General features: G+C 48.1%; 28 protein-coding genes. 10 read left to right on the forward strand and 18 right to left on the reverse strand.

Features of this window, described 5'->3' with window-relative positions:
- Positions 1-9 precede the first annotated feature (9 nt).
- The 12 genes from SB24_RS10780 to SB24_RS10835 all read right to left on the reverse strand — a co-directional run bounded on the left by SB24_RS10780 (position 10) and on the right by SB24_RS10835 (position 11209).
- Entirely contained in the window at positions 10-1092 is a 1083-nt protein-coding gene (locus SB24_RS10780; protein ID WP_014306088.1) for a glycosyl hydrolase, read from the reverse strand.
- Between the two features lie 19 nt (positions 1093-1111).
- On the reverse strand, positions 1112-2056 hold the full coding sequence (gene manA / locus SB24_RS10785; RefSeq protein WP_029972943.1) for a mannose-6-phosphate isomerase, class I: 945 nt from the start codon (positions 2054-2056) through the stop codon (positions 1112-1114).
- Positions 2053-2934 (reverse strand): ROK family protein, encoded by an 882-nt coding sequence (locus SB24_RS10790; protein WP_039253339.1) that lies wholly within the window; start codon positions 2932-2934, stop codon positions 2053-2055. Before SB24_RS10790 ends, manA begins: the two co-directional genes overlap by 4 nt.
- Positions 2935-2953: 19 nt before the next feature.
- Positions 2954-4354 (reverse strand): glycoside hydrolase family 1 protein, encoded by a 1401-nt coding sequence (locus SB24_RS10795; protein WP_031379226.1) that lies wholly within the window; start codon positions 4352-4354, stop codon positions 2954-2956.
- 29 nt (positions 4355-4383) lie between these two features.
- Positions 4384-5703, reverse strand: coding sequence for a PTS cellobiose transporter subunit IIC (gene celB / locus SB24_RS10800; RefSeq protein ID WP_029972940.1), 1320 nt, complete (start codon positions 5701-5703; stop codon positions 4384-4386).
- Positions 5704-5721: 18 nt separating this feature from the next.
- On the reverse strand, positions 5722-6039 hold the full coding sequence (locus SB24_RS10805; protein ID WP_014306083.1) for a PTS lactose/cellobiose transporter subunit IIA: 318 nt from the start codon (positions 6037-6039) through the stop codon (positions 5722-5724).
- Positions 6040-6053: 14 nt separating this feature from the next.
- Positions 6054-6365 carry a PTS sugar transporter subunit IIB gene (locus SB24_RS10810; RefSeq protein ID WP_003150851.1) on the reverse strand — a complete coding sequence of 104 codons (312 nt, stop codon included), beginning with the start codon at positions 6363-6365 and terminating at the stop codon, positions 6054-6056.
- 153 nt (positions 6366-6518) lie between these two features.
- Entirely contained in the window at positions 6519-7817 is a 1299-nt protein-coding gene (locus SB24_RS10815; RefSeq protein WP_031379224.1) for an arsenical efflux pump membrane protein ArsB, read from the reverse strand.
- Between the two features lie 13 nt (positions 7818-7830).
- On the reverse strand, positions 7831-8181 hold the full coding sequence (locus SB24_RS10820) for an ArsR/SmtB family transcription factor (protein WP_029972936.1): 351 nt from the start codon (positions 8179-8181) through the stop codon (positions 7831-7833).
- 102 nt (positions 8182-8283) lie between these two features.
- Positions 8284-9180 carry an ABC transporter substrate-binding protein gene (locus SB24_RS10825; protein WP_039253345.1) on the reverse strand — a complete coding sequence of 299 codons (897 nt, stop codon included), beginning with the start codon at positions 9178-9180 and terminating at the stop codon, positions 8284-8286.
- 16 nt (positions 9181-9196) lie between these two features.
- Complete coding sequence (locus SB24_RS10830; RefSeq protein ID WP_003150856.1) at positions 9197-10210, reverse strand: FecCD family ABC transporter permease; 1014 nt, start codon at positions 10208-10210, stop codon at positions 9197-9199.
- Entirely contained in the window at positions 10211-11209 is a 999-nt protein-coding gene (locus tag SB24_RS10835; RefSeq protein WP_052250243.1) for a FecCD family ABC transporter permease, read from the reverse strand. It lies immediately after the preceding gene.
- 241 nt (positions 11210-11450) lie between these two features.
- Here SB24_RS10835 and SB24_RS10840 point away from each other — a divergent pair, with 241 nt between their 5' ends.
- The 7 genes from SB24_RS10840 (at position 11451) to licH (ending at position 17786) form a co-directional block, all read left to right on the forward strand.
- Positions 11451-12041: a DNA-3-methyladenine glycosylase gene (locus SB24_RS10840; RefSeq protein WP_003150858.1), complete on the forward strand. Its 591-nt coding sequence runs from the start codon at positions 11451-11453 to the stop codon at positions 12039-12041.
- 51 nt (positions 12042-12092) lie between these two features.
- Entirely contained in the window at positions 12093-12227 is a 135-nt protein-coding gene (locus SB24_RS20515; protein ID WP_369719122.1) for a hypothetical protein, read from the forward strand.
- Between the two features lie 146 nt (positions 12228-12373).
- Entirely contained in the window at positions 12374-14329 is a 1956-nt protein-coding gene (gene licR, locus SB24_RS10845) for a transcriptional regulator LicR (protein WP_039253351.1), read from the forward strand.
- Positions 14330-14427: 98 nt separating this feature from the next.
- Entirely contained in the window at positions 14428-14736 is a 309-nt protein-coding gene (gene licB / locus SB24_RS10850) for a PTS lichenan transporter subunit IIB (RefSeq protein WP_003150863.1), read from the forward strand.
- A 15-nt stretch (positions 14737-14751) separates the two neighbouring features.
- Positions 14752-16110, forward strand: coding sequence for a PTS cellobiose transporter subunit IIC (celB, locus tag SB24_RS10855; protein WP_039253354.1), 1359 nt, complete (start codon positions 14752-14754; stop codon positions 16108-16110).
- A gap of 18 nt (positions 16111-16128) precedes the next feature.
- Entirely contained in the window at positions 16129-16461 is a 333-nt protein-coding gene (licA, locus tag SB24_RS10860; RefSeq protein ID WP_003150867.1) for a PTS lichenan transporter subunit IIA, read from the forward strand.
- A complete protein-coding gene (gene licH / locus SB24_RS10865; protein ID WP_003150870.1) occupies positions 16458-17786 on the forward strand; it encodes a 6-phospho-beta-glucosidase LicH in 1329 nt (442 codons plus the stop codon). The genes licA and licH overlap by 4 nt, the downstream gene beginning before the upstream one ends.
- A 40-nt stretch (positions 17787-17826) precedes the next feature.
- Here the strand turns inward: licH and SB24_RS10870 are convergent, their stop codons facing one another.
- From SB24_RS10870 to SB24_RS10895, 6 genes are all read right to left on the reverse strand, one after another.
- The gene (locus SB24_RS10870; RefSeq protein WP_039255005.1) at positions 17827-18918 is read right to left on the reverse strand and encodes a branched-chain amino acid aminotransferase; all 1092 of its coding nucleotides are present in this window, start codon (positions 18916-18918) and stop codon (positions 17827-17829) included.
- 183 nt (positions 18919-19101) lie between these two features.
- On the reverse strand, positions 19102-20280 hold the full coding sequence (gene dltD, locus SB24_RS10875; protein ID WP_015387523.1) for a D-alanyl-lipoteichoic acid biosynthesis protein DltD: 1179 nt from the start codon (positions 20278-20280) through the stop codon (positions 19102-19104).
- Complete coding sequence (gene dltC / locus SB24_RS10880) at positions 20281-20517, reverse strand: D-alanine--poly(phosphoribitol) ligase subunit 2 (protein ID WP_003150875.1); 237 nt, start codon at positions 20515-20517, stop codon at positions 20281-20283.
- Positions 20518-20533: 16 nt separating this feature from the next.
- A complete protein-coding gene (gene dltB, locus SB24_RS10885; protein WP_015240830.1) occupies positions 20534-21715 on the reverse strand; it encodes a D-alanyl-lipoteichoic acid biosynthesis protein DltB in 1182 nt (393 codons plus the stop codon).
- Positions 21712-23223, reverse strand: coding sequence for a D-alanine--poly(phosphoribitol) ligase subunit DltA (dltA, locus tag SB24_RS10890; RefSeq protein ID WP_039253361.1), 1512 nt, complete (start codon positions 23221-23223; stop codon positions 21712-21714). The genes dltB and dltA overlap by 4 nt, the downstream gene beginning before the upstream one ends.
- A 15-nt stretch (positions 23224-23238) precedes the next feature.
- Complete coding sequence (locus tag SB24_RS10895; RefSeq protein ID WP_003150882.1) at positions 23239-23388, reverse strand: teichoic acid D-Ala incorporation-associated protein DltX; 150 nt, start codon at positions 23386-23388, stop codon at positions 23239-23241.
- Between the two features lie 443 nt (positions 23389-23831).
- On the opposite strand from SB24_RS10895, the gene SB24_RS10900 reads away from it, so the two are divergent.
- The 3 genes from SB24_RS10900 (at position 23832) to SB24_RS10910 (ending at position 26651) form a co-directional block, all read left to right on the forward strand.
- Positions 23832-24767: a 1,4-dihydroxy-2-naphthoate polyprenyltransferase gene (locus SB24_RS10900; RefSeq protein ID WP_003150884.1), complete on the forward strand. Its 936-nt coding sequence runs from the start codon at positions 23832-23834 to the stop codon at positions 24765-24767.
- 131 nt (positions 24768-24898) lie between these two features.
- Positions 24899-25531 (forward strand): GTP pyrophosphokinase YwaC, encoded by a 633-nt coding sequence (locus tag SB24_RS10905; RefSeq protein ID WP_007407732.1) that lies wholly within the window; start codon positions 24899-24901, stop codon positions 25529-25531.
- 259 nt (positions 25532-25790) lie between these two features.
- Entirely contained in the window at positions 25791-26651 is an 861-nt protein-coding gene (locus SB24_RS10910; protein WP_003150888.1) for a glycosyltransferase family 8 protein, read from the forward strand.
- Positions 26652-26692: the final 41 nt, after the last annotated feature.

Raw genomic sequence — 26692 nt, forward strand, 5'->3', positions numbered from 1 at the left:
AAGAAGCGGTTATTCCGCGATCGGCGTCAAGGACCCGCCGTTCCATATTTCGCCCTTGTTCAGCGTCCAGCTGTTTTGATAAAGGCTTTGCGCGCCTTGATTGGCCGCCGGACTTAATTGTTCATCCCATGTCAAAAAGTACGCGGTCTGAGGGTATTTTTGCCTGATCGCATTAATAAAAGCAGCATAATCAAAGCTTCCGATATTGCCGGACGGACCGGTTTCGGCAAAGGCAAACGGTTTTTTCAGAGACAGCATTTCATCATAGCCTGATATCGCATACGGATCAGTGAAGTAAGCGTCCAGACCGGTAATATCCACATAAGATGAGCCTGGGTAGAAGTCTGTTTTAAAGTCTCTGTTGGCATCCGGCGAATACACCCACAAAAGGTTATCCAATCCTCTTGTCTCTGTCATATAGCGGTATATCTTCTTGTAAAGCTCTTTGTACAGCGAGATTCTCTCATTGTCTTTTTGGTTGTAGCCTGTCAGCCCCCACCAGAACCACTCGCCGTTCATTTCATGCAGCGGTCTGAACAGAACGGTGACGCCTTGATTTTTCAGCTGAGTAAGGCCGTCGGCGATTTTGCTGAGCAGCGCCTCAAGCCGTTTTCCTTCCACAGTTGAAGGGTCCAGGATGTTTTTGTACTGGCTGTTTGAGATGGCCGTTTTATAGTTTCCGGATGGAAAGGCCGGATTTGCGAGATGCAGGCTGACCTGAGGGAGGCCGCCGCTTTTCCAGTATGAGATTAAGCTGCTGTTGCAGCTGTAATCGATAGTATCGGTGATATCCGCTGTTTCCAGCCATCCTCTCCCATAGTCACAGCCGTAGATGGCGGGAGACTGTCCCGTCGCGTTTTTCAAGCGGTTTTCCTCTGTCATTGAAAAAGTGACATCGCTGTAGCCGCCGAACGCTCCGGACATGACCCTGTTTTCTGAACGGTTGGGCAGGTGCGCCAGCCAGTTCATGATATCTTTTGTCGTCTGCTGGGCATTTGGGTTGACGGGATAAACGGTGTGAGCCGATATCGGACTGGCGGCTCCTAAGAGTAATAAAACGATAGACAGGCAGACTGCTAACTTTTTAAGCATATAAAAGACCTCCTGATTTTTAAGATGATGAAGGATGTGAAACGATAACCTCACAATCTCCTTCTATAACAAAATCTCCGGAATCCGCCGGCATGATAAAGTGATCGCCTTTGTGAACGGGGCATCCATCCAGTTCTCCGCGTCCTTTAATGACGCTTGCGAGTAAATACCGGCCGGGTGCGGGGAATGATGCTTTCCCGCTCACATCCCATTGATAAACTGAAAAGAAAGGTGTTTCGGCGAGTATCGTAATAAGAGCATCTCCGATCCGATGCTTTGTGCTTTTTACATTTTCATCGGTATGGGGAATGTCTGTTACGTCAATTGCTTTCTCAAGATGAAGCTCGCGTTTATTCCCGTTCCCATCCGTCCGGTCATAGTCGTAAAGCCGGTAGGTGGCATCAGAGCTTTGCTGGATTTCAAGAACGAGCGTACCTTCACATAAAGCGTGCAGTGTGCCGCTCGGGACATAGAAAAAGTCGCCGGGCTTAATGGGGATGCGGCGGAGCAGGTGATCCCACTCGTTTCGTTCAATGAGCCGAACGAAATCTTCTCTCGTTTGGGCGCGGTGCCCTAAAATGAGCTCCGCGTCTTTTTTGCAGTCCAACACGTACCAGCATTCCGTTTTTCCGAGTTCTCCATTTTCATGCCGATGTGCATATGCGTCATCCGGATGAACCTGCACGGATAAGTCCATATTTGCGTCAAGAATTTTTGTGAGCAGGGGAAAAGCGTCTTCTTTCGGATGTCCGAACAGGTCAGGGTGTTCATTCCAGAGACGGTGTAATGATGTTCCGGAAAAAGGCCCGTTCCGCACGATGGATGTACCGTGCGGATGAGCTGAAATCGCCCAGCACTCTCCCGTCCGCTCAGAAGGAATCTCATACCCGAATGTATCGCGCAGCTTCGTCCCGCCCCATAATCTTTCTTTAAAAACCGGTTCCAAAAATAAGAGTTTCGTCATTTTCCCGCCTCCCGGTTTGCCGTCTCTAATGCGCGCTCCGCCAATACGAGCGAACCGGCCGCGCCGGAGTGAATCCCTAATTGAGGGGGAACGATGAAGTGTTCAATGTCGGGCAGGTCAATATATTGATTCAGCCGCTTTTTCACGTGCTGACGGATATAAGAGAACAGCTGATGCTGCTTCATGACGCCCCCGCCGAGAATGATCTTTTCCGGCGAAAGTATGAGAATATACTGCACAAGCGCTTCGGCAATATAATAGCCCTCAAGCTCCCACACTTCCTGCTGATCCGCCAGCAGATATGCTTTTTTCCCCCAGCGTTTCTCAATGGCGGGACCTGCCGCGAGGCCTTCCAGGCAATCTGTATGGTAAGGGCAATTGCCTTTGTAGCCGTCGTCAGGGTGTCTTCTGACATAAATGTGGCCCATTTCAGGATGAGACAGCCCTTGAACAAATCTGCCGTTCATGATGGCGCCCGCTCCGATGCCAGTGCCGACCGTCAAATAGAGGCAGCTGTCCGAGTTTTTGGCCGCGCCGAAAGAAGCTTCTCCGAGCGCCGCCGCATTAACGTCGGTGGTGAAGCCTGCGGGAATATCCAGAGCGCTTTTGATCGTTTGAAGAATAGGGCAGTTCCGCCAGGCTGTCTTCGGCGTCGCGGTGATGCACCCGTATGTTTGACTGTCGGGGCGGATGTCAATCGGTCCGAACGACCCGATGCCGATGGCTTCTATCGGGAAATCTGTAAAGTAACGGATGACCTGTCTGAGTGTGTCATCCGGTTCTCCCGTCGGAAACTCCGCTCTGTCCAGAATGGTGCCGTCTTTTTGTCCGGCGGCACAGACAAATTTCGTGCCGCCGGCTTCAATACCTCCAAGCATGGCCGTACCTCCTCATCTGTTAAAATCCGTTTTGATCGGAAACGGCTTTGAACCAGCGGCCGCTTTTTTTGACGGTCCGTTCGCCCCCGTTTTCCAGATTGACAGATACAAAGCCATAGCGGTTTTTATAAGCATTTGTCCAAGACCAGTTGTCCATGAAAGTCCAAAGATGATAGCCTTTAACATTTGAACCTTCTCCGATGGCCCGATGCACCCATTTGAGATGTTCCTGGATAAATTCAATCCTGTAATCATCCTGAATGATGCCGTTTTCATCGCGGAAGCGTTCCTCGCCTTCAACTCCCATGCCGTTCTCGGAAATAAAACATTCGATATTTCCGTAATGTTCTCTGAGATTGGTGAGAATGTCATAGATTCCTTTTTCGTAAATTTCCCACCCGCGGTGAGGGTTCATTTTCCGTCCGGGCATGACGTACGGATCGAAGAAACGCTCAGGCAGGAAAGGGGCGTGCGGATTCGGAACATGTTCTTTTGCCTTGACGCGTCTCGGCTGGTAGTAGTTCACGCCTAACAGGTCAACCGTATGCTCCTGAATGAGGCGGAGATCTTCTTTCTCGTAACGCGGCAGAAAGCCTTCTGCCTTGAGAATCTCGACAAGCTCCTCAGGAAATTCGCCCTTTACGGCGGGATCTAAAAATGAGCGGTTGAAAAAGGCGTCGGCAATCCGGGATGCTTTCAGATCTTCAGGGTGTGAGCTTCTCGGATAAGAAGGCGTCAGATTCAGAATGATTCCGATTTGTCCGTCCTGTTTCAATTCTCTGTAGGCTTTGACAGCCCTTGCATTCGACAGCAGGGTATGGAAGCCGGCCTGCACCGCTTCTTGAAAATTAACGTGATTCGGATAGTGAAAGTCGTATAAGTAGCCGCCTTCAATCGGCACAATCGGCTCGTTGTGAGTGAACCATTTTTTCACTTTGTCACCGAATAGCGAAAAGCAGGTTTTGGCGTAATGTTCAAACGCGTCAACGGTGTCCCGGCTGACCCAGCCCCCCTTACGCTGAAGGGCAAGCGGCATGTCAAAGTGAAACAAATTGACAAACGGCTCAATGCGATGGGCAAGCATTTCATCGATGACGTCCTGATAAAACGCGACCGCTTTCTGATTGACCTCGCCAGTTCCGTCCGGAATCAATCTTGACCAGGAAATAGACAGCCGGAAGGAGTTGTGGCCGATTTCTTTCATCAGCCGGATATCCTCCTTGTATTGATCATAAAAACGTGACGTGTCGCCGGGGCCGACGCCGTTAAAAAAACGGCTCGGCTCTTTTTCATACCAGTAATCCCATATGTTTTGGCTTTTTCCGTCTCTGTCGGCGGCGCCTTCTGTTTGGGTGGCGGAGGCGGAAGACCCCCACCAGAATCCTTCCGGAAAACGATATTGAATATTTGATTCAGTCAATTGATTTCTCTCCCTTACTGCGATTTTGATTACATACTCATGCTGTCATCCCGGGCATGCTGCTCGGTCTCTGCTTCTTTTTCCTTTGCCATATTTAATTTGTCCAGCGCTTTAAGAAACGGGAACCAGATGACAAACACAATACAGAGGTTGACCAGCTGCATAATGCCGCCCATGACGGAATTGGTCGCCATAATCCCGTTAATGAAAAGGGGGACGGTCCAGGGCACGGTCACGCCGGTAGGAGGGGGCACGATCCCCGCCGACATGGCCAGGTAGGTGACGAGCGTGACAACCATCGGCGCGATCACCCACGGAATGATAATGATCGGGTTCATCACGATCGGCAAACCGAAAATAACCGGCTCATTGACGTTGAAAATGCCCGGCGCGAGACCGAGTTTGGATATCTGTTTCATCTGTTTGCTTTTCATAAAAAGCAAGATGGTGATCACTATGGCCAATGTCATTCCGGTTCCGCCCATTCCGACGGTGTAAATCTCCATAAACGGCTTAGAAATAATATGGGGAATCTCTTTTCCCGCTGTATACGCAGCCAAATTTTCGACCTGTAATGTATTCCAGATCGGGTCCATCACGGAATTAATAATGATTTGTCCGTGAAGTCCGAAAAACCATAAAATCTGAATAAAGAAAACAGCGATTAATGTAGGAATGATGCCGCTTCCAAGTCCGACAAGCGGGGCTTGAACCGTATGATAAATGACATCATGCAGATTGGTGTGAAAGATCTGGGTGACAGCCGCGTTGATCAAGAGGAAGACAGTAAGCGTGATAAAAGCCGGGATCAATGCGGCGAACGATTTAGCAACAGCCGGAGGAACACCGGCAGGCATCTTAATCGTTAAGTTTCTCTGAACGATTCTTCTGTAGATTTCACCTGACAAAAACGCGGTCATCATGCCGAGAAACATTCCTTTTGCTCCAAGCCGGTCAACCGGAATGACGCCTGCGACCGCTTTGCCCGTTTCCGGCTCTAAGACGAAAGGGGTGAGCAGCAGAAAAGAAACCAATGCGATCGCTCCGCCGAATACGGCCTCCACTTCGTAGCTTTTGGAAAGGTAATAGCCGATCCCGAAGACGACAAAAATGGACATAATCCCCATCGTCGCCGTCGAAGCGCCGCCAAATCCGGATTGAAAGACAGACAGGGCGGAGCTGCTCATGATTTTGTTTAAAAACGGCAGGTTCGTCAGCACGACGAACACCGAACCGAAAATGGTCAGCGGAAACGCCAGCATAAAAGCATCCCGTAAGACTTGCAGGTAGCGGTTATTGTTTAATTTGCCCGCGATCGGAACAAGGAATTGGCTGATTTTCTCAAACACGTCTTCACCCCCGGCTTTTTATAAATTCTTTGATTGAAATAAGTCGAGCATTTCTTTGACGATCTCTTTCATTGAAAGCGCTGACATTAAGTGATCTTCAGCATGCATAAAAAGCAGAGAGACATCCGTTTTGGCGCCGCCGGCTTCTTTTTGAATCATCTGAAAATGGATGTCGTGCGCTTTTCCCAGTTCTTCTTCAGCCTTTGTCAGAAAGGTGTCTGACTCATCTGGCCGGCCGTCTTTATAAGCGCGTATCGATTGAATAATACAGCTGCGGGCATTGCCGCTGTGAAGAATCAGCTGAAAACTGATCTGTTCATCCGTGTACGTTTCCATGCTTATCGCCTCCTTTATTTGTTCTCTATCAAGGCAACGGCCTGTTCGTATGCTTTTTTGCCGTCTCCCATGCCGTATGCCATCATATCAATCACATCAACGGTGATGTGAAGCGGGTCCGCCTCTTTTTGAAGCTCGCCTTTTAAAAAACTCATCTGCGGGCCGATCAGTACGACGTCTGCGTCTTTCATCGCTTCTTTTGCTTTATCCTGTCCGACTGCCCAAATCTCGGCCTCCTCACCGATGGAGCTGGCGTAATTCTGCATTTTCGTGACAAGAAGGCTGGTGGACATGCCTGAGCTGCAGGCTAATAAAATTCTTTTCATGAGGAATCCCTTCTTTCATAAAGTTAAAACGTTTTCATGAATATTATAATCTTTTGAAATTAAATGTCTATACTTTTAAAATATAAAAGTTTAACTTTTCGGATTTTTGACACAAAAAAACCTTTTAAGATTCAACTTAAAAGGTTTTTCATCTCAAGCGAGCCATAACAGCCATAAATAAAGTCCGATCAGGGTGATGAATAACGTCGGAATGGTTAATATCAGACCTGTTTTGAAATACATTCCCCAGGAAATTTTCACGTTTTTCCGGCTCAGCACGTGGAGCCATAACAATGTCGCCAGCGACCCGATCGGCGTGATTTTCGGCCCGAGGTCAGAACCGATAACATTCGCGTAAATCAATGCTTCTCTCAGCAGCCCGTGAGTGTCCGTTCCGCTGATGGCTATGGCGTCAATCATCACCGTCGGCAGGTTATTCATAACGGAGGAGAGGATCGCAGCGATAAAACCCATTCCGAGTGTGCCCGCAAACAATCCGTGATCCGCCGCTTTCTGAATAAGCTGAGAAAGAAGATCCGTCAGTCCGGCATTCCGCAAGCCGTACACGACAACATACATGCCGACAGAAAAAAACACGATGGCCCACGGGGCGTCCTTGATGACTTGTTTCGCAGGGACGGCGGGGCTTCGCTGCGCCAGAATGAGAAAAATGACCGCGATGGAGCCGGCAACGAAGGAAACGGGTATCGACAGCAGCGCGCTGACGAAATACCCGATCAATAAAACGGCCAGGACAGCCCATGATAACCGGAAAAGGCGCTCATCCTTAATGGCGGATGCAGGATGTTTCACAAGGCTGGTGTCAAACCGTTTCGGAATGTTTTTTCTGAAATAGAGATACAGCACCAAAATGCTTGCCGCCAAAGAAAAGAGGTTGGGCACCAGCATGCGTGATGCATATTCAATGTACCCGATATGAAAGTAATCGGCGGATACGATATTGACCAAATTGCTTACAACGAGCGGCAGCGAGGTGGTGTCGGCGATGAATCCTCCGGCGATAATAAACGGTAAAACCAGCTTTTCAGGTAAATTCAAAGCCCGCACCATCGCCAGTACGATCGGCGTCAAAATGAGCGCCGCTCCGTCATTGGCAAACAGGGCGGAGACCACAGCCCCTAAGACCGACACATAGAGAAACATCCGCAGCCCGCTGCCTTTGGCCGCCATGGCCATATGCAGCGCGGCCCACTCAAAAAAACCGATACTGTCAAGAATTAATGAAATGATAATAATGGCGATAAAGGCGAGTGTCGCATTCCAGACGATCCCCGTCACTTCCGCGATATCGTGCAGGCTGACTGCTCCGGCGATCAAAGCGAGGACCGCTCCGCCGCAGGCAGACCAGCCGATTGATATATGTTTCGGCTGCCATATGACAAACACAAGTGTCAGCACAAAAATCAGCGCTGATAAAACCGCAACTCCCAAGAATATATCCCCCTTACCGGCATGTAACAGTGACTTCTATTTGCCGCAATGTCTGTAAAACTTCGTCCTTTTCATCTATCTGCTGCAGAATCGAGCAAACCAGCGCGTATTCCGGTCCGGACGGATGAATGGCATAGTACCGCCACTGGCCCTCGCGTCTTTCCCGCACAAGGCCGGCGTTCTTTAATTTCCGCAAGTGCTGGCTGATGCCGGGCTGACTTATATGAAAAATAGCCGTCAGCTCGCAGACACAATATTCCTTATCCTCCAGAAGCTTCAGCATCAAAAGCCTCGTCGGGTCGCTTAGAAGTTTGAGGCACTGGCTGATCCCTTCGGAACTTAAAGCATTATGCCGCCGTTCCATGCGCTCACTCCTTTTTTACACTATTATATAAGCAGATATTTATATAAGTAAATGGTAATATAAAAAAGCCGGTCTTGCACTTTTCGCAAAACCGGCTCATGTTTATTTTTGGAACAGTTTTTTCGCTTCATCCATTGCTAATTTATTTCCCAGTGCCGAATAATCAAGCCAAGGCTGATCGGCAATTTTATAGACATGGTTTGCTTTCACGGCCTTAAGCCCTTTCCAGACAGCGCTTTTTTGCAATTCTTTATAAGCTTGCTGTGACTTGTCGTCTCTGTTAACGACCACGAAAATCGCATCTGCGTTGTAATCAGGCAGCACTTCTTGAGAAATGACTTCATAAGGGCGGGAGGTGTTCATTTCTTTAATGCCGTCAGCCGGTTTCAGCTTCAGATCGTCAAACAGAATCGGTCCCATCGGGCGGCGTGTGCTGAAGACGCGAAGCTCTTTTGCGTTCACGCGGATCGCCATGGCTTTGGCGTTTTTCCCTAATTCCTTATTCATCATGGATCTGACTTGTTTTGTTTCATCTTCGTAATCTTGAATAAATGTTTTAGCTTCTTTTTCACGGTTGACGATTTTTCCGATGTCTTTTAAATGATCGCGCCATGTGCCTTTATCAAGGTCGAAAACGTGTGTGTTTCCGATTTTCTTGTATTTTGACACATCTTTTCCCGCAAATTCTTTATCAAGATAAATGTTGTCTGGATTCAGCTCAAGTAAAGCTTCCATATCCGGGTCTGATGCAGGTCCGAGTTTTTTCGTGTCTTTCAGCTGATTTTTCACATGAGGGAGAAAATCTTTTAATTCTCCGCCCACGACGGAACCGGCAGGTGTAACGCCGAGAGCCAGCAGATCATTTGTCAGGTGAATGGACATCGAAGCGATTTTATGATCGCCGGATTTCTTTTTTGACTCCGGCTGTGATGAATCGGATTGGCAGGCAGCCAGTAAGAAAATACACATGAAACTGATGAGCGCAATTGTTTTTTTCATGGGAATACTCCTTGTTTTATGATTTGATTTTCATGACGAGATAGAGAAAATACGGCGCGCCGATGGCTGCCGCAACCACGCCGGCCGGAATGGCGTTCGGCTGAAACAAAGACCGGCCGATGGTGTCTGCCGCGACAAGAATGACAAGGCCGATTAATCCCGCAATCGGAATAATATGCTGATGCATGGTGCCGACGAGCCGTCTTGCCAAGTGAGGGGCGGCAAAGCCGATAAAGCCGATTCCGCCGGCCATCGCGACGCTCGCGCAGGACAAGCCGACCGCTATGGCGATCAGCATGATCCTTTTTCTCTGCACGTGTGCGCCGAGCCCCGCGGCTGCCTGGTCACCGAGCATTAAAATATTCAAAGAACGGGCGTTAAGCCATGCAAGCGGTGCGAGAATGCCGATCCAGGGCAATAGCGACCACACGTGAATCCAATCTCTGCCCCAGACGTTTCCCACCAGCCAGCGGGAAGCGAATGTATAAGTTTCTTCATTCAGGCGCAGCGACATAAACAATGTAACGGCGCTGAAGCCCGCGGAAACGGCGATCCCGACCAACAGCATGCGGATCGTTAAAAAACCGTTCAGCCTGTCGTACGTAAGCACTACGATCAGCAGGGCGGCGAGTGTTCCGCCCGCAAACGTAAACAGCGGGATGAACATCGACGCCTGCGCCTCCAGGGAATGAAAGAATGTGATATACATCATCAAACCGAAGGAAGCGCCGGCATGCAGTCCGAGAATGCCCGGATCGGCAAGCGGATTTCGGGATACACCCTGCAAAATAGCGCCCGACACGCCTAAGCCGATACCGGCCAGCATCGTCACCAGTATCCGGGGGAGCCGGTAATCGAATAAAACGGTTGTGCTTTGAAACGTGCCGTAACCGAACAGCGTTTTTCCCACGGTGAGGGGAGAAAGCCGGAATGAGCCCGTATGCAGCCCGATCAGAATAATGCAAACGGCGATGACCAGCAGAACGAGACCTGCCGCCGCCGCTTTTTTTGTTTCTTTCTGCACTTTCATTTATAAGTCTCTCCCTTCCTTGCGGGCAATATAAAGAAAGAAAGGGACACCGACAAGTGCGACCATGATGCCTATCGCCAATTCTCTCGGGGGACTGACCGTGCGTGAGGCCAAGTCGGCCAAAATCAAAAGAATCGCGCCGAGTAACGCGGACATCGGAATAATCAGCCTGTACGTAACGCCGACGATCTTGCGGGCGATATGGGGGATGACCAGCCCGACAAAGCCGATCGCGCCGGCAGCGGAAACAGACACACCGGCAAGAACGACGGCGATCATTAATCCGGCGGCACGCGTGAGAGCCGTGTTCACCCCTAAATTCGCCGCCACGTCATTTCCCATTGAGAGAAGGGTGACGGACCGGCCCATGAATGTCGCGAGAATGATGAAGACCGCAATCACGGGAACAAGGACTTGTAAATGAGCCCACTTGATCCCCGACACCCCGCCGGCGTACCAGAAGGCCAAATCCTGGCTTAAATCGTAATAAATCGCCACACCGGTACTGAGTGAATGTAAGAGCGCGGCCACGACCGCCCCGGCAAGCGTCACCTTTAAAGGTGACATGCTGCCTTTTCCCGCCGCACTGATAAAGAAAATCAAGCCGGTGCTTGCCAGTGCTCCCAAAAATGACATCACCATCAGCAGGGCATATGACAAATGAGGGAAAAAAGCAAAGCTGAGCGCAACAACAAACATGGCGCCCGCATTTACGCCTAAGACACCCGAATCGGCAAGCGGGTTTCTCGTGACACCCTGCATGAGGGCGCCGGCTGCGGCAAAAGCGGCTCCTGTAACGGCCGCCCCGAGCACCCTCGGAAGACGCAATTCATGAATGATCTGCTGGCCCGTCATGTTCGGATTGTAATCAGTAACAGCCGACCAAACCGTATGTAAAGTAATGTCTTTCGCGCCGAATGAGACGGCGAAAAAAATAGAAACAAGCAGCCCGATCACCGCGATCAGGAAGAAAACCCCGTTTTTTAAGATGCTGATCAGACGGCTTGCGGACGTGACAGAATCGCTCAAAAATCAATTCACCTACTTTTATGATCATTGTCCGGTATTTATTGAATATGAGAATCATTTTCATTTGAACCATCATATTATACCGGGCCGATTTTTAAAACGCAATAGAGTGTTCAACAATGATGCCCTTTTTTCTTTCATGTTTATATTGTAAAAAAGAAGTGAAAAACGTGAAAGAGGAAATCGCTATATTCAGAAAGGAGGGAGGCAAATGGCGGGAGAAGGAAAGCCTTTGCCGATTGAATTTTACCAGAGACCGTCAGTGGAGCTTGCCCCTTTATTGCTCGGCTGTCTCCTGGTGAAGGAGACGGATGAGGGAACGGCTTCAGGTTTTATCGTGGAAACGGAAGCTTATATGGGAGCGGATGACCGGGCGGCGCACAGCTTCGGCAACCGGCGCACGAAACGGACGGAAATTATGTTCCATGAGGCGGGCCGCATTTATACATACGTCATGCACACTCATACATTAATGAACGTCGTCGCCGCTGACATCGGCATTCCGCAGGCCGTGTTAATCAGGGCGGCGGAGCCTCATGAAGGACAGTTCCTGATGGAGAGCAGGAGACCGGGCAGACCCCCGAGAGAGTGGACAAACGGCCCGGGAAAACTGACGAAGGCGATGGGCATTTCAATGAACGACTACGGCGGCATGATCACGGAACCGCCGCTGTATATTACGGAGGGCTTTACGCCTGAACATATATCAACAGGCCCGAGAATCGGGATTGACAACAGCGGAGAAGCCCGGGATTATCCGTGGCGCTATTGGGTGACGGGGAACCGGTATGTCTCACGCTGACCATGTTTATAAACGCTGATAACAGGGGAAAGACAAGGTAAAAGAAAGGGGATTCAGACATTGAAAAAATTTTTCAAAACGATTATCAAATGGGCGCCCGTCATCTATCCGATCATCAGAAAAATCATAAAAGAACGGAAGGCATCTAAGCGGAACCGCATGTCCGCATCCCGAACAGCCGGCTGATCCGGCTGTTTTTTTACGGGCTTGGCATCGGATTGCCGCATTGACTTGAAATCCTCCCCAGTATAGAATTTACATACATTTACCCCTTCCTCATTCTTTTTGCCCATTTTTCACGTCTGCATCTGATCTGATAGGAGGTTTTTCTCATGCTTCATGGGCGGCTTCGTGAACTTCTGCGCTTGCTTTTAGCTGCTGAAACACCGGTTACAAGCTCAGTCATCGCTGCAAATGTAAAGGTAACGACGCGGACGGTCCGCAATGACATAAAGGAACTGCAAACCATTGTAGAAAAACACGGCGCATCCATTCAATCTGTCAGAGGGAGCGGCTATAAGCTGCTGATCCGGAATGAGCAGCCGTTTAAAAACTGGCTTCAGGACAATTTCCAGCAGAACAGCACCGTGCCGATTTTTCCCGATGAACGGATAGATTACCTGATGAAAAGAATGCTTCTGACCGACGGCTACCTCAAGCTGGATGACTTGGCGGAAGAACTGTTCATCAGTAAATCCACACTTCAATCTGATTTAAAAGAAGTCAAAAAACGGCTCCGCCCCTATGACATCATTTTGGAAACAAGGCCGAACTACGGCTTTAAGCTGCGCGGCGAAGAGCTCCGTCTCCGTTATTGTATGGCGGAATACTTAGTGGACGACCGCGAGCCCGAGCCTGATCTCCTGAGTGAAAAGGCCGGTATTCTGCCGAAAGACGACATTCATGTGATCCGCACAGCCATTATGAAGCAGGTTCGAAACCATAAGATCCCGCTTTCTTTCTTCGGCCTGAACAATCTCATCATCCATATCGCCATTGCCTGCAAACGAATCCGGACAGAAAACTATGTATCTCTCATTCCGGAAGATCTTCATGATATTAAGCTCGAAACAGAATATCAGTCAGCGGAAGCCATCGTAAAAGAGCTTGAATCGGCGCTTTCGGTCACCTTTCCCGAACAGGAAACCGCCTATATCGCCATTCACCTGCTCGGGACAAAGCGCATGACCCAGTCACAAATGGAAGGAAAAGAGCTTACAAGGCTGATAGACGGGGAAACCAGCCGTTTGACGGAGGCCATGATTGAAGCCATTGAGCGGGAGCTGAAGCTCGGAATCACGGACGACAATGAGCTGAAAGCGGGTCTTGCGCTCCATATCAAGCCGGCGATTAACCGAAACCGGTACGGAATGAACCTGAGAAACCCGATGCTCTCCGCCATAAAGGAGAATTATCCGCTCGCATTTGAAGCGGGAGTGATTGCGGGAATCGTATTCAAGGAGCAAACCGGCATTGATATTCATGAAAATGAGATCGGATATTTGGCGCTTCATTTCGGAGCCGCCATTGAAAGGAGAAAGACGGAACGGCCGCCTAAACGCTGTCTGATTGTCTGTGCGTCCGGCGCCGGCAGCGCGCAGCTTTTAAGAGAAAAGCTCCGATCCCGGTTCGCAAAGCGTCTTGAAATCGTCGGAACGGCTGATTACTGCAGCCTTGACCAGCTTTCCTTTGAGTCGATTGATTTTGTGGTCAGCACGGTGCCGATCAAAAAAGACCTGCCCGTTCCCGTATTGAAGGTTCATACGCTGTTGGGCGGCGGGGATTTTACAAAAATCGACGCCATGCTGGAAGAAAACCGGGAACAATTGAACTTTCTGAAACCGGAGCTGGTATTTTTGCAGCAGGATCTGGAGACGAAGGAGGACGTCATCCGTTTTCTCGGACAGCAGGTTGCAGAAGCCGGCCTCGCTTCTGATTCTCTGACAGATTCTATTTTTGAAAGGGAAGCGATTTCTCCTACGAGTTTCGGCAATCTTACGGCGATTCCGCACCCGCTCGTTCCGCAGACGGACACGACGTTTTGGGCGGTATGCACGCTGAAGAAGCCGATTGACTGGGCGGATAAGCGTGTCCAATTTGTCTGCCTGCTCTGCGTCGAGAAAGAAAGCAAAGCCGACCTCCAGCATATGTACAAATGGCTCGGCGGGATGTTGGATGATCCGGCCGCGGTAAGCCGTCTCTTAAAATGCACAACCTATCAGGAGGTTTTACGAGTATTCAGAGACAAACGATCAGAGAAAGACCGGGATACACCTTTTTTCCGTTAGCAGCGGAAAAAGCCTGAGTAGTTATGAAAGCGATTTCATAATATGATGGTACTAACATCGAGACATACAAAATATCAAACTTTCAGGAGGTCTTTTACATGAATATATTACTCGTTTGTGCAGCAGGGATGTCAACAAGCTTACTCGTCACCAAGATGGAAAAAAGCGCGCAGGAACAAGGAAAAGAATATAAAATCTGGGCGGTGTCAGGCGATTCAGTCAACCAGCATATTGATAAAGCGGACGTATTGCTGCTTGGGCCTCAAGTCCGTTATTTGCTTCCGCAGCTGAAAAAATTGGGTGAATCAAAAGGAGTGCCGGTTGAAGTCATCAATACCGTCCATTACGGCACTTGCAATGGAGCGGAGGTTCTGAAATCAGCGGAACAGCTCGGAAACGCATCGTAGAAAGGGGCGGGCCGTGTGAATAAGGTGAACCAGTTTTTAGAAGAAAAAGTCATGCCCATTGCCGGAAAAATTGCCTCCCAGCGGCATCTGCAAGCATTGCGTGACGGAATCATCCTCACTATGCCGCTTATCATCATCGGTTCGTTTTTTCTGATCATCGGCAACCTGCCGATTCCGGGATATGCGGATTTCATGGCAAAGACGTTCGGAAGCGCCTGGTCTCAAAAACTGCAATATCCGGTTGATGCGACCTTTGAAATCATGGGCCTTGTCGCCGCTTTCGGAATCGCCTACCGCCTGGCCGAAAAATACGGGGTGGACGCATTATCGGCCGGTGCGATATCGTTGGCAGCGTTTCTCTTGGCAACGCCGTACAAAGTTCCGTTTCTGCCTTCCGGCGCCAAAGAGGAAATCATGGTGGGCGGCGGCATCCCGCTGTCTCTCATGGGAAGCAAAGGGCTGTTTGTCGCGATGATCATCGCCATGCTGTCGACGGAAATTTACCGCCTGATCATCCAGCGGAATTTCGTCTTCAAAATGCCGGACGGCGTGCCTCCGGCGGTCAGCAAATCATTTGTCGCTTTAATTCCCGGCTTTGCCGTCATCTTTCTGATCTGGGGTGCGCGTTTAATTGTCGAAGCGACGCCGTTTGAAAGCCTTCATAACATTGTAAGCGTTGTACTGGGGACGCCGCTCTCGATTCTTGGGGGAAGTCTCGGCGGAAGCCTGGTAGCCGAAGCGGTTCAAATGCTCTTGTGGGCGTGCGGATTACATGGGGCGAACATTGTCGGCGGCGTCATGGCGCCGATCTGGTTCGGAGCGATGGATGCCAACCGGATTGCGTTTCAGGCGGGCGATGCGCTGCCGAATATTTTCACCCAGCAGTTCTTTGAAATCTGGATCAACATCGGCGGAAGCGGCGCGACACTGGCGCTCGTGGTCACCATGTTTCTCCGTTCGCGAAGCAAGCAGATGAAGCAGCTTGGGAAACTCGCCATCGGGCCGGCTGTCTTTAATATTAATGAGCCGATTATTTTCGGAATGCCGATCGTCATGAACCCGATGCTTCTCATTCCGTTCATTATCACACCGCTTGTCACACTGGTCTTTACCTATATCGGCATGAGCACTGGCCTCGTCGCCAAACCTGCCGGCATTGCCGTCCCATGGACGATGCCGCCGATTTTCTCCGGCTATCTTGCCACGGGCGGAAAAATATCAGGGGCTGTCATGCAGGCGATTAATATCATCACAGCCTTTATCGTGTACTATCCGTTCTTCAGAATGTGGGATTCACAAAAGCTGAAAGAAGAAAACGAACTTGAACAATCGCAGGCGCCAGCCGTACAGGGAGACGAAAAAGCCGTGCTGTAGAGAAAGGGAGTGAAACACATGAATGAAAAAATGGAACAGACCATTTTTCAGATCATCCTGCATGGCGGCAACGGAAGAAGCGCATCAATGGAAGCCATTGCCGCCGCAAAGCGGGGGGACAGAGCCATGGCCGAGGAAAAGCTTCAGGAAGCCGCAAGGGAACTGACCGAAGCCCATCATTACCAGACAGAATTGATCCAAAATGAAGCCGGCGGAGAAAAAACAGACATGACGCTTTTAATGGTGCATGCGCAAGATCATTTAATGAATGCCATGACCGTGAAAGACTTGGCCGCTGAGTTAGTCGAGATTTACGAAAAAGTGAGTCTGCAAGGGGGAGCAAAAATATGACAAAAGGAATTAAAATTGTAACGATCGGCGGAGGTTCAAGCTATACACCGGAGCTTGTGGAAGGCATCATTAAGCGCTATGAGGAACTGCCTGTCAGAGAATTATGGCTCGTCGACATTCCCGAAGGCGAGAAAAAACTCAATATCGTCGGCACGCTTGCAAAACGCATGGTCGAAAAAGCGGGCGTTCCGATAGAGATTCACCTGACGCTTGACCGGAGAGAAGCTTTGAAGGATGCTGATTTCGTAACGACTCAATTCCGCGTCGGTCTCCTTGAGGCCCGCGCCAAAGACGAACGGATTCCGTTAAAATACGGCGTAATCGGCCAGGAGACAAACGGTCCGGGCGGTTTATTCAAAGGGCTGCGCACCATCCCGGTTATTCTGGAAATCGCGAAAGACATCGAAGAGCTTTGTCCGAATGCATGGCTTGTGAATTTCACAAACCCTGCCGGCATGGTTACCGAGGCCTTGCTCCGCTACTCGAATCTCACAAAAGTCGTCGGCCTCTGCAATGTGCCGATCGGCATTAAAATGGGCGTCGCAAAAGCATTGGATGTGGATGTCAGCCGGATCGAAGTGCAATTTGCCGGACTGAATCACATGGTCTTCGGGTTAGATGTTTTCTTAGACGGCGTCAGCGTGAAAGATCAAGTCATTGAAGCCATGGGAGACCCGGAAAACGCCATGACGATGAAAAATATTTCCGGAGCGGAATGGGAGCCTGAATTCCTGAAGGCGCTCGATCTGATTCCTTGCGGCTACCACCGCTATTATTTCAAAACGAAAGAAATGCTCGAGCATGAAATAGAAGCGTCACAGACGGAGGGCACACGCGCCGAGGTCGTGCAGAAGGTTGAGAAAGAACTGTTCGAACTGTACAAAGATCCGAATCTCGCCATCAAACCGCCGCAGCTGGAAAAACGGGGCGGAGCGTACTACAGTGACGCGGCCTGCAACCTGATCAGCTCCATCTATAACGACAAACATGATATCCAGCCCGTCAATACGATAAACAACGGCGCGATCGCCAGCATTCCGAATGACTCAGCGGTCGAAGTGAACTGCGTCATGACGAAAGACGGTCCGAAACCGATCGCCGTCGGTGATCTGCCGGTGTCTGTCCGCGGACTCGTCCAGCAAATCAAATCATTTGAGCGCGTCGCCGCTGAAGCAGCCGTCACGGGAGATTATCAAACGGCGCTTCTTGCGATGACGATCAACCCTCTTGTCCCGTCAGACTCCGTGGCAAAGGCCATTCTGGATGAAATGCTTGAGGCCCACAAAGAACATCTGCCCCATTTCTTTAAGTCGATTGAAGCATAAGAGCAGTAAAAAAACCCGGATTCGCTTCCGGGTTTTTTGCTTATTTTGATTCGCTTAGTGAGGCGACTTTCGTCGTCCAGCCGAACACGTCGGCTTCCGCGCCTTTTTGAATGCCTGTAATGGTATCGTACAATTTCTTCGAGATCTCTCCGGTTTCACCGCTGCCGATGACAAGACTTTCATCATTCCAGATCAGTTCGCCGACCGGAGAAATGACCGCCGCCGTACCGGTTCCGAATGTTTCTTCCAATCGGCCGTCACGATGCGCCTGGATGATTTCATCGATCGAAATCTTCCGCTCAGACACAGTCAGTCCCCAATGTTTGAGAAGGGTGATGACGGAATTTCTCGTAATTCCTTCAAGAATGCTTCCGTTCAGCTTCGGCGTCACGATCTCGCCGCTGATTTTGAAGAAGATGTTCATGCTGCCGACTTCTTCGATGTATTTTTTCTCAATGCCGTCAAGCCATAAAACCTGGGAAAATCCCTTTTCTTCCGCAACCTGCTGCGCCTTCAGGCTTGAAGCGTAGTTGCCGGCCGTTTTCGCATTTCCGGTGCCGCCTTTGACGGCGCGCACGAATTCGTTTTCCACGGCGATTTTTACCGGTTTAATGCCTTCTTTGTAATAAGAGCCGACCGGGGAAAGTATGATAAACAGCTTGTACGTATGGGATGCCGCTACACCGAGGAAAGGCTCAGTCGCAATAATAAACGGACGGATATAAAGGGAAGTGCCTTCCGCTTTCGGAATCCAGTCTTGGTCGATGGCTACGAGCTGTTTCAGGCCTTCAAGAACAAGCTCTTCATCAATGAGCGGGATGCAAAGGCGGTCATTTGACTGGTTCAGGCGCTCCATATTTTTCTCCGGTCTGAACAGAAGCACTTCCTGATCCTTCGTTACATACGCTTTAAGCCCTTCAAAAACGGTTTGGCCGTAATGATAAACCATGGCCGCAGGATCCATTGAGATGGACTGATAAGGGATAATTCTCGGATCATACCAGCCTTGACCGGCGTCGTAATCCATAACAAACATATGGTCGGTGAAAATTCTGCCGAACGCAAGGTTATGGGGGTCCGGTTTCGGTTTTTTGGCTGAAGTCAATTCAACACGAATGTCTTGTTTCATAATGTTCTGTCTCCCTATTGGTGTTATTGTCAAACTTATTTGAAAATAATTTATATTCTATTGTATACCTTCAACAAATATTCGCAATAGTTTTCCTCAAATTTGTGAAAAAATCAAATCATATAAAAAGCAGGGGAGAGAATGCCCCCTGCGTGTTCGTTTTTACGTATTCTGTCATCACTGTGCTCAGTGAACCGTCACCTTGCCGGTTTTGTAAAACTGCTCCATTGCTTTATCGACGTACACCCAGCCCTTCCAGGCGATATGGATGGTGTCTTTCATAAAGTACGGATCATATTCGTGCCCGGATAAGTCGGCAACCTGAAAGCCCTTCGCTTTAATTTGCTTAGTGACTTTTTTGTAGTAATCAGTCCGGCCTTTTTTCGGGAAGCCGGTGTAGTCATACCATTTTCCGTTGACCGGAATAACCACGAACATCGGTTCAGCGCCGGCATCTTTCAGAATGTCCAGCATATCCTCAAAGTCGTGATATTCGACTGATTTGGCGTACGTTCTTCCTTTGTTGATTCCTTTCACTCTCTTTACTTTCTTCTTAATCTTTTTATAAGAAGCGTCATCGATATAGAAAGGATTGGACTTGGAGCTCCGTTCTCCTAATTGAGCGGCGGCTGTCTTTAACTCTGACCACGATTTCCCTTTCAGGTTTTCAGAGATCGTCCGTTCAGGGCCCTTGGTTTCTCCCATTGAATAATAAAGATCTTTTTTCTCAAGCAGAGAATAATAAGCTTTGGCAGCCGGCATGACCGCTTTCACTTTCCATGATTGTCCGTTGACCATTCCCTTGTATAATTCAGAAAGGACGGCATCATGCTGAACGACTTTAAAACGGAGCATGCGCTTCATCATGTTCTTTTTGACCGCGGGATCAATCTGGTTATTAAATGCTAAATCCAATGCCTGAAGTGATGAAAAATTCGGCGCAAAGTGCTGTTCATCAGAACCTTTTTTGATAAACCATTGCGGAGAAACAATGAATACCAGCTTTTTGCCCTTCAGCTGCTGATAATGCGCCGCAAAGTTCACGGCGTGTATCAAGGATTGGTCCCCGCCTTTTCCGACAAGATAAGGCGTAAAGCCTTGGTTGTTCACTTGGAAATAGTTGGACGGGTGAAACTCATCCAGTCTTGAAAGCTCGGAAGAACCGAAAATCGGCATATACTTCGAGTCTTCGAACATTTTGTTTTGCAGATAGAGCCCCTGGAACATATTCGGATTTAAGGCCGCTGCCGACTCTTCGACACGTTTTTCAGGAATGAAGCGCGTAAGCCATGAAGCCGGAACTGCGATAGCTCCGACAAACAGGACAAACGCTAAAATAATTGGTCCAAAGAAACGCTTTTTCATTTACTTCAACTCAGTCAGTTTGTTTACAATGTTGTTTGGCGTATTCCACTCGTCACGGTCAAATTCAGTGATCGGCACTGTAATGCCGAAGCGGTTTTCGATGGCGACCAGCAGTTCTACTGTTCCGAAAGAATCAAGCAGTCCTTCTTCAAAGATTTCAATATCAGGATTTTCTTTCACAGCGTCCTCCTGACAAACTTCAGCTAATACGTCTAATACTTCCTGTTTAAATTCCATGTGTTTTCAATCTCCTTTAGTGATGAAATGGTTTTCCTGAGAAAATATAAAATCCGAAACATACGAAATGGAATGTGATGACGATGGCTAAAAAGGCCGTAAAACGATTGGCGGGCAGCCACTTGTATTTCTTATTCCATTTCTCAAAAAAGTTATACCCGGTCATTAATACGGCGTGGTACAGGCCGTATACAATATATTGCAGGGCGAGTCCGTGCCAGACGCCCATCAGCATGAACAGCAGGAAATACCCGATGTTCGAGACGGCCATCCGGTTCTTTATCCATTTTTTCTTTGTCATCCAGAAAACAAAGCGCATAAATACGTAGTCTCTGAACCAGAAGGATAAGGACATGTGCCAGCGGTTCCAGAAGTCTTTAATGTTTTTGCTGATAAACGGCTTATTAAAGTTTTCCGGAGATTTGATACCCATGATATAGCTTACACCGACGGCAAACATCGTGTAACCCGCAAAATCAAAAAACAGGTACAAGCTGTATCCGTACATGTACAGCACATTACCCCACAGTTTGCTGTGGGTGATATGAGACAGATTCATAATGAAATACGTGTTAATCGCATATCCGATAATGAATTTGTACAAGAAACCGATAAAAATTTTATGAATGCCGGTATACAGTAAATCAGCGTATTCTCCCTTTGTCCATACTTTCTGTTCGTCCTTGGCAAATCTGCGGTATCTGTCGATCGGGCCGGAAGAAATGGTCGGGAAAAACATAATAAAGTACAAAAGGCGGTGAAGCGGCATTTTTTCTTTAATCAGTCCGTCTCTCGTTTCCATGATCAGCTGGACGCCTTTAAATGTCAAATAAGAAATTCCTAAGAAACTGATCAGGTTATGAACCGGGTGATGAGGCACCGGCGGGAAGAAAAACGGCCATAATTTAGATAAAAACAGGGGTAAAATAGACGCGATCACGGCCATACTGAAGACAAAGCCGCTGTTGGCTTTCAGTCTGTAAGCGAGATAACCCCTGATTAAAAGCACCTGCCACAGCGTAAAGATACATAGTGCGATCACGCCGTGCAGATCATGCGCGAAAATCAAAGCCAATACGATGATGGATATAAACATGTTGTATCCTTGGAATCTCTTGCCGTTCAGCCCTAAAATAATCGTCGGCAAAAGAAGGATTCCAAGTAAGATAAAGAAGAAAAACGAGCTGTAAGGCGTCATACAAGAACCTCTTCGCCAATGCGTTTACGGTCGATTTTTCCGTTCGCAGTCATTTGAATGTGATCCTGATAAATGAATTTTCTCGGAATCATGTAGGCCGGAAGCGAAGCGGCCAGTTCTTTCTTAATGGCGCTTGTCAGCTGGAATTCTTTTTCAAAATCATGTTTTTCAGGCACGATGGCGGCAATTAAATATTCGACTGGTCCGTTAGGCTGATACGGGATGACAACCGCCGTGCGCACATATTGAGACTGCCTTACATGTACTTCGATTTCCTCCAGCTCCATGCGGTAGCCGTGAAGCTTAATCTGGAAATCAAGGCGTCCTTGGCAGAAAATCTGACCATCCTGAACATAACCGGCATCACCCGTGTGATATGCCCACTGGCCGTCAATTGAGAAAAACGCTTTTTCAGTCAGAGACGGTTCACCGAGATAGCCTTTGCTCACGCTCGGGCCGGCGATGATGATTTCCCCTTTTTCTCCGTCCGGAAGCTTATTCCCGTTTTCATCCATGATGAAGATATTCATATCGGGTTTTGCAAAACCGACGGGCAGAGATTCATTTTCATCGATAATCTGCTGCGTAATTTCAACGGAGGTGACGGCAACCGTTGTTTCAGTCGGGCCGTATGTATTGAATACGCGGGCCTTCGGAAATCGGTTTAACAGTTCCTGTGCCACGGCAGCCGGAAGCGCTTCTCCGCAAAACATAAATACTTCTGCCTCAGGCAGGAGCTCCTGCGTAAAGCCGGGGTCCATCAGACACATTTGGACGAAAGACGGCGTCGATGTCCACACGTTCAGTTTGGATTTCTCCAGCTCTTCAAATAGTACTTTCGGTTTATTGATTTTGTCTTTCGTTACGCAGTGCAGCGTACCTCCCGTTTGAAGCGACGGGAAAATGTCCATGACAGATAAATCAAAAGAAAACGGAGCTTGGTTTAAGAAAGTCTTACTCCCGCCCACAGGAAAATCCCTGCAGATCCAGTCAGTGAAGCTTTGCAGGTTATCAGCCGATATCTGCACGCCCTTCGGATTTCCCGTGCTGCCGGACGTGTAAATAATGTAAAACGTATCCAGCTCTTTTACCCAGTTCTCACGGCTGAGGTCTGGATCTCCGTCAGCTGCAAGCTCTTCGGGCGTAACGGTTTTAATCAGATTGCTTCCCGTATCGACTGCATCGCCCGATACGCTGATAAGCAGCTCTGCGCCTGAGCTTTCAATGATTTTGACGATCCGCTCCGCCGGAATGGAAACATCGACAGGGATGTAAGGGCGGCCCGCTTTGACGCTTCCCAAGAAAGAAACGATCATATTCGGCTCCATATGTCCGTAAACCAGGACAGGCGCTTTCGAACCGTCAGCCGTATGTTTTTGAATGCCGGACGCAACCCGCTCCGACAAATCCCATAATTCCCCGTAAGTGAGGGAATGATCTAAGGAACGAAACGCTATGGCCTGCGGCTTGGCGTCTGCGTATGTTTTTATAGCATCAAGTAGTTTCATAGTTATCCTCCCCGATTAGAAATCGTTGTAAATATAAGTGCCGGTATTCGCTGTATGAAATCCATACATCCAAAAGAGCAATACTAATATCAGAAAATAAAAGCCCGTATGAAACGTCCATTTGATCAATGTATTTTCATAAGCACGTTTTAATTTTTGCATCATATTCAAAATTCCTTCCCCGCGTATTCAATAATTACACCAGTATATGACGATTAGATTAACAAAAAGTTTCAAAATATGTCTAATATCCTAAGCTTAAAATTTCCTTAAAAATGAATGAGAAACAAAAGGATGGAAAACACGCATGTATAAATTGGAAAATGATCATACTAAAAAAGCGCTGTTCAGGCGGGATTTTTAACTTATCGTAAATATAAACGAGGTAAAAAAATTTTGGCGGCTTTTTCTTAAGCAGGCTTGTGCCGAACCCCAATGGAGAAGGGCGAAAAGCCGTTTCCGGCAGGATAGCTGATAAAGCGCCGCATCTTGTGAAATGAGGAAGAAATTATTATGATAGATAAGGTAGCAGAAAACGTGAAAACCCCAATTCAACACTACTGTTATCGGCTGACTGTGAAAGCCTTTTAATAGAAAGGAAGAGGAAAATGAATCAAAACAATATGGGGGGCAGCCAAAAGACGCCCGAGAAAGAAAGCATGGGCCGCATTTTGTGGCAGCTAACCCGCCCTCATACATTGACGGCATCGTTTGTGCCCGTACTTCTCGGCACCGTATTGGCGATGTTTTACGTAAAGGTTGATTTCCTGCTGTTTTTGGCCATGCTGTTTTCCTGTCTTTGGATCCAGATCGCCACGAACTTATTCAATGAATATTACGATTTTAAACGCGGTTTAGATACGGAGGATTCCGTCGGTATCGGCGGAGCGATCGTCCGCCACGGCATGAAGCCGAAAACAATTCTGCAGCTGGCGCTCGGCTCTTATGCGATTGCCCTCGTGCTCGGTGTTTATATCTGCATGAGCAGCAGCTGGTGGCTTGCGGCTATCGGCCTTGCCGGCATGCTGATCGGCTATCTGTATACGGGCGGCCCGCTGCCGATTGCGTATACACCGTTCGGGGAACTGTTCTCCGGCATTTGCATGGGCTCTGTATTTGTCCTTATTTCTTTCTTCATTCAGACAGGCAGAATTAATGAACAGAGCATTTTGATTTCCATCCCGATCGCCATCCTGGTCGGAGCGATTAACCTGTCCAACAATATCCGTGATATTGAGGAAGATAAAAAAGGCGGACGTAAAACGCTGGCCATTTTGATGGGGCATAGAGGGGCCGTTATGATACTGGCCGCATCTTTTGCCATCGCTTACATCTGGATCGTCGGTCTTGTCATCATGGGTTACACAAGCCCGTGGCTGTTCCTGGTCTTTTTGAGCGTGCCGAAACCCGTTCAGGCCGTGAAAGGCTTTGTGAAAAACGAAATGCCGATGAACATGATTATTGCGATGAAATCAACGGCGCAAACCAATACATTCTTCGGATTCCTGCTTTCAATCGGACTCCTGATCAGTTATTTCCGCTGATCAAATGAAAGGGCAAATGCCATAACCGGCATTTGCTTTTTTTTATGACATAATCTTCACGATATTGTAAAGAACCTGACCGCGGACTGACCCGTCTCATATATGGACAGCAAAGCAAGGAGATGAAAAAAATGGACTTGTCAACAGCCCATATGGATGATTTAAAAACGGTCATGGAAGATTGGAAAAATGAATTATTAGTTTATAAATTCGCTTTAGATGAGCTGGATACGAAGTTTTCGATCATCAGCCAGGAATATAATCTGATTCACGGGCATAACCCGATCGAGCATACAAAATCACGCGTGAAGAGTTTTGAAAGCATCGTCAATAAACTGATGCGCAAAGGCTGCGATGTGACGACGCAGGAAATGAAAGAGCATATTCATGATATCGCGGGTGTCAGGATTATCTGTTCCTTTATTTCCGATATTTATAATGTCGCTGAGGTTTTGAAGCAGCATAAGGACCTGAAGATCGTAAAGGTGAAGGATTATATCAAACATCCGAAGCCGAACGGCTACCGCAGTCTGCATTTGATTATTGAAATTCCCGTTTATTTGACGAATCGTGTGGAATATGTGAAGGCGGAAATTCAAATCCGCACCATCGCCATGGATTTTTGGGCGAGCCTTGAACACAAAATTTATTACAAATTAAATAACGAAGTCCCAAAGCATCTGACCGACGAGCTGAAGGAAGCGGCGGACATCGCCCATTATTTAGACGAAAAGATGCTTGGGATTAAGAAAGAAGTCGATTAAACGATTGACCCGTCACAACCAGCCGGACCGCTATTATACGCAGTCCGGCTGGTTGTTTTTATGTTTACGCGTTTTCGCTTTCCCGCACGATGTATTCTGACGACGATTCAGGCTGAAATTCTGATTGAATTTGAACAGAGAATGCAATAGATATCAAATCGCAAACAGCACATTCCCGCAGAAAAAATGTGTAGGATCGAGGTTTACTTTTTTAAAAAAGGGAAAGACATTTGTACAACAAAAAGGGAGATGAATATCAGTGGGAAAGAATGAAACAATGCATATCGTATCATGTGCCGATGATAATTATGCTCGTCATTTGGGTGGGATGTTCGCTTCTTTATTGATGAATATGGATAAAACAAGGAATGCCAAATTATATGTGATCGACGGCGGAATTACTGCCGAAAACAAGGACAAGCTTGAACAGACCGCGATGTCATTCGGGACGCCGCTTGAATTTTTAGAAGTAGACGCTGATCAATACAAGCATGCAGTCGAAAGCAGCCACATTACAAAAGCGGCTTATTACCGCATTTCTATCCCTGATTTAATTAAGGATGAGTCCGTAAAGCGGATGATTTACATCGATTGCGATGCAATTGTGATGGAAGATATTTCGGTTTTATGGGACTTGGATATTTCCCCGGCAATAGTTGCGGCGGTAGAAGATGCCGGACAGCATGAAAGACTGAAAAAAATGAATATCAGCGACACTGCCAAGTATTTTAATTCCGGTATTATGATTATAGATTTCGAACCTTGGAGAAAACAGAATATTTCTAAAAAAGTGATTGATTTTATCAATGATAACAGCTCGGAGGATTTTCTCGTGTTTCATGATCAGGACGCGCTTAACGCGATTTTATATGATCAATGGCATGAACTGCATCCGCGCTGGAACGCGCAGACGCATATTATCATGAATGAGAAAACGCCTCCTGAACTGATCGACCGTATACGTTACAGAGAAACACGTGCCGAACCGGCCATCGTCCATTTCTGCGGCGGGGACAAACCTTGGAATACAGGCACTTCGCACCCGTATCGTGATCATTATTTCCGATATATGTCCTTTACGAAATGGAACACGATTGACCGCCCGGCCATGAACCAATAGGCAGGTGTGATGAAAACGCTTGTGAAGCCGTTGACCGGCTC

This window comes from Bacillus sp. Pc3, assembly GCF_000815145.1.
In the GTDB taxonomy this organism is placed as follows: Bacteria; Bacillota; Bacilli; order Bacillales; family Bacillaceae; genus Bacillus; species Bacillus velezensis.

Excerpts from the sequence above, each read along its gene's own strand:
- licH (WP_003150870.1), top strand. The coding sequence starts at position 16,458 with ATGACAAAAGGAATTAAAATTGTAACGATCGGCGGAGGTTCAAGCTAT.
- SB24_RS10900 (WP_003150884.1), top strand. The coding sequence starts at position 23,832 with ATGAATCAAAACAATATGGGGGGCAGCCAAAAGACGCCCGAGAAAGAA.
- SB24_RS10840 (WP_003150858.1), top strand. The coding sequence starts at position 11,451 with ATGGCGGGAGAAGGAAAGCCTTTGCCGATTGAATTTTACCAGAGACCG.
- SB24_RS10805 (WP_014306083.1), bottom strand. The coding sequence starts at position 6,039 with ATGGAAACGTACACGGATGAACAGATCAGTTTTCAGCTGATTCTTCAC.
- dltA (WP_039253361.1), bottom strand. The coding sequence starts at position 23,223 with ATGAAACTACTTGATGCTATAAAAACATACGCAGACGCCAAGCCGCAG.
- SB24_RS10810 (WP_003150851.1), bottom strand. The coding sequence starts at position 6,365 with ATGAAAAGAATTTTATTAGCCTGCAGCTCAGGCATGTCCACCAGCCTT.
- SB24_RS10830 (WP_003150856.1), bottom strand. The coding sequence starts at position 10,210 with ATGAAAGTGCAGAAAGAAACAAAAAAAGCGGCGGCGGCAGGTCTCGTT.
- licB (WP_003150863.1), top strand. The coding sequence starts at position 14,428 with ATGAATATATTACTCGTTTGTGCAGCAGGGATGTCAACAAGCTTACTC.
- dltC (WP_003150875.1), bottom strand. The coding sequence starts at position 20,517 with ATGGAATTTAAACAGGAAGTATTAGACGTATTAGCTGAAGTTTGTCAG.
- dltB (WP_015240830.1), bottom strand. The coding sequence starts at position 21,715 with ATGACGCCTTACAGCTCGTTTTTCTTCTTTATCTTACTTGGAATCCTT.
- SB24_RS10905 (WP_007407732.1), top strand. The coding sequence starts at position 24,899 with ATGGACTTGTCAACAGCCCATATGGATGATTTAAAAACGGTCATGGAA.
- SB24_RS10895 (WP_003150882.1), bottom strand. The coding sequence starts at position 23,388 with ATGATGCAAAAATTAAAACGTGCTTATGAAAATACATTGATCAAATGG.
- SB24_RS10790 (WP_039253339.1), bottom strand. The coding sequence starts at position 2,934 with ATGCTTGGAGGTATTGAAGCCGGCGGCACGAAATTTGTCTGTGCCGCC.
- licA (WP_003150867.1), top strand. The coding sequence starts at position 16,129 with ATGAATGAAAAAATGGAACAGACCATTTTTCAGATCATCCTGCATGGC.
- SB24_RS10825 (WP_039253345.1), bottom strand. The coding sequence starts at position 9,180 with ATGAAAAAAACAATTGCGCTCATCAGTTTCATGTGTATTTTCTTACTG.
- SB24_RS10780 (WP_014306088.1), bottom strand. The coding sequence starts at position 1,092 with ATGCTTAAAAAGTTAGCAGTCTGCCTGTCTATCGTTTTATTACTCTTA.
- dltD (WP_015387523.1), bottom strand. The coding sequence starts at position 20,280 with ATGAAAAAGCGTTTCTTTGGACCAATTATTTTAGCGTTTGTCCTGTTT.
- licR (WP_039253351.1), top strand. The coding sequence starts at position 12,374 with ATGCTTCATGGGCGGCTTCGTGAACTTCTGCGCTTGCTTTTAGCTGCT.
- SB24_RS10820 (WP_029972936.1), bottom strand. The coding sequence starts at position 8,181 with ATGGAACGGCGGCATAATGCTTTAAGTTCCGAAGGGATCAGCCAGTGC.
- manA (WP_029972943.1), bottom strand. The coding sequence starts at position 2,056 with ATGACGAAACTCTTATTTTTGGAACCGGTTTTTAAAGAAAGATTATGG.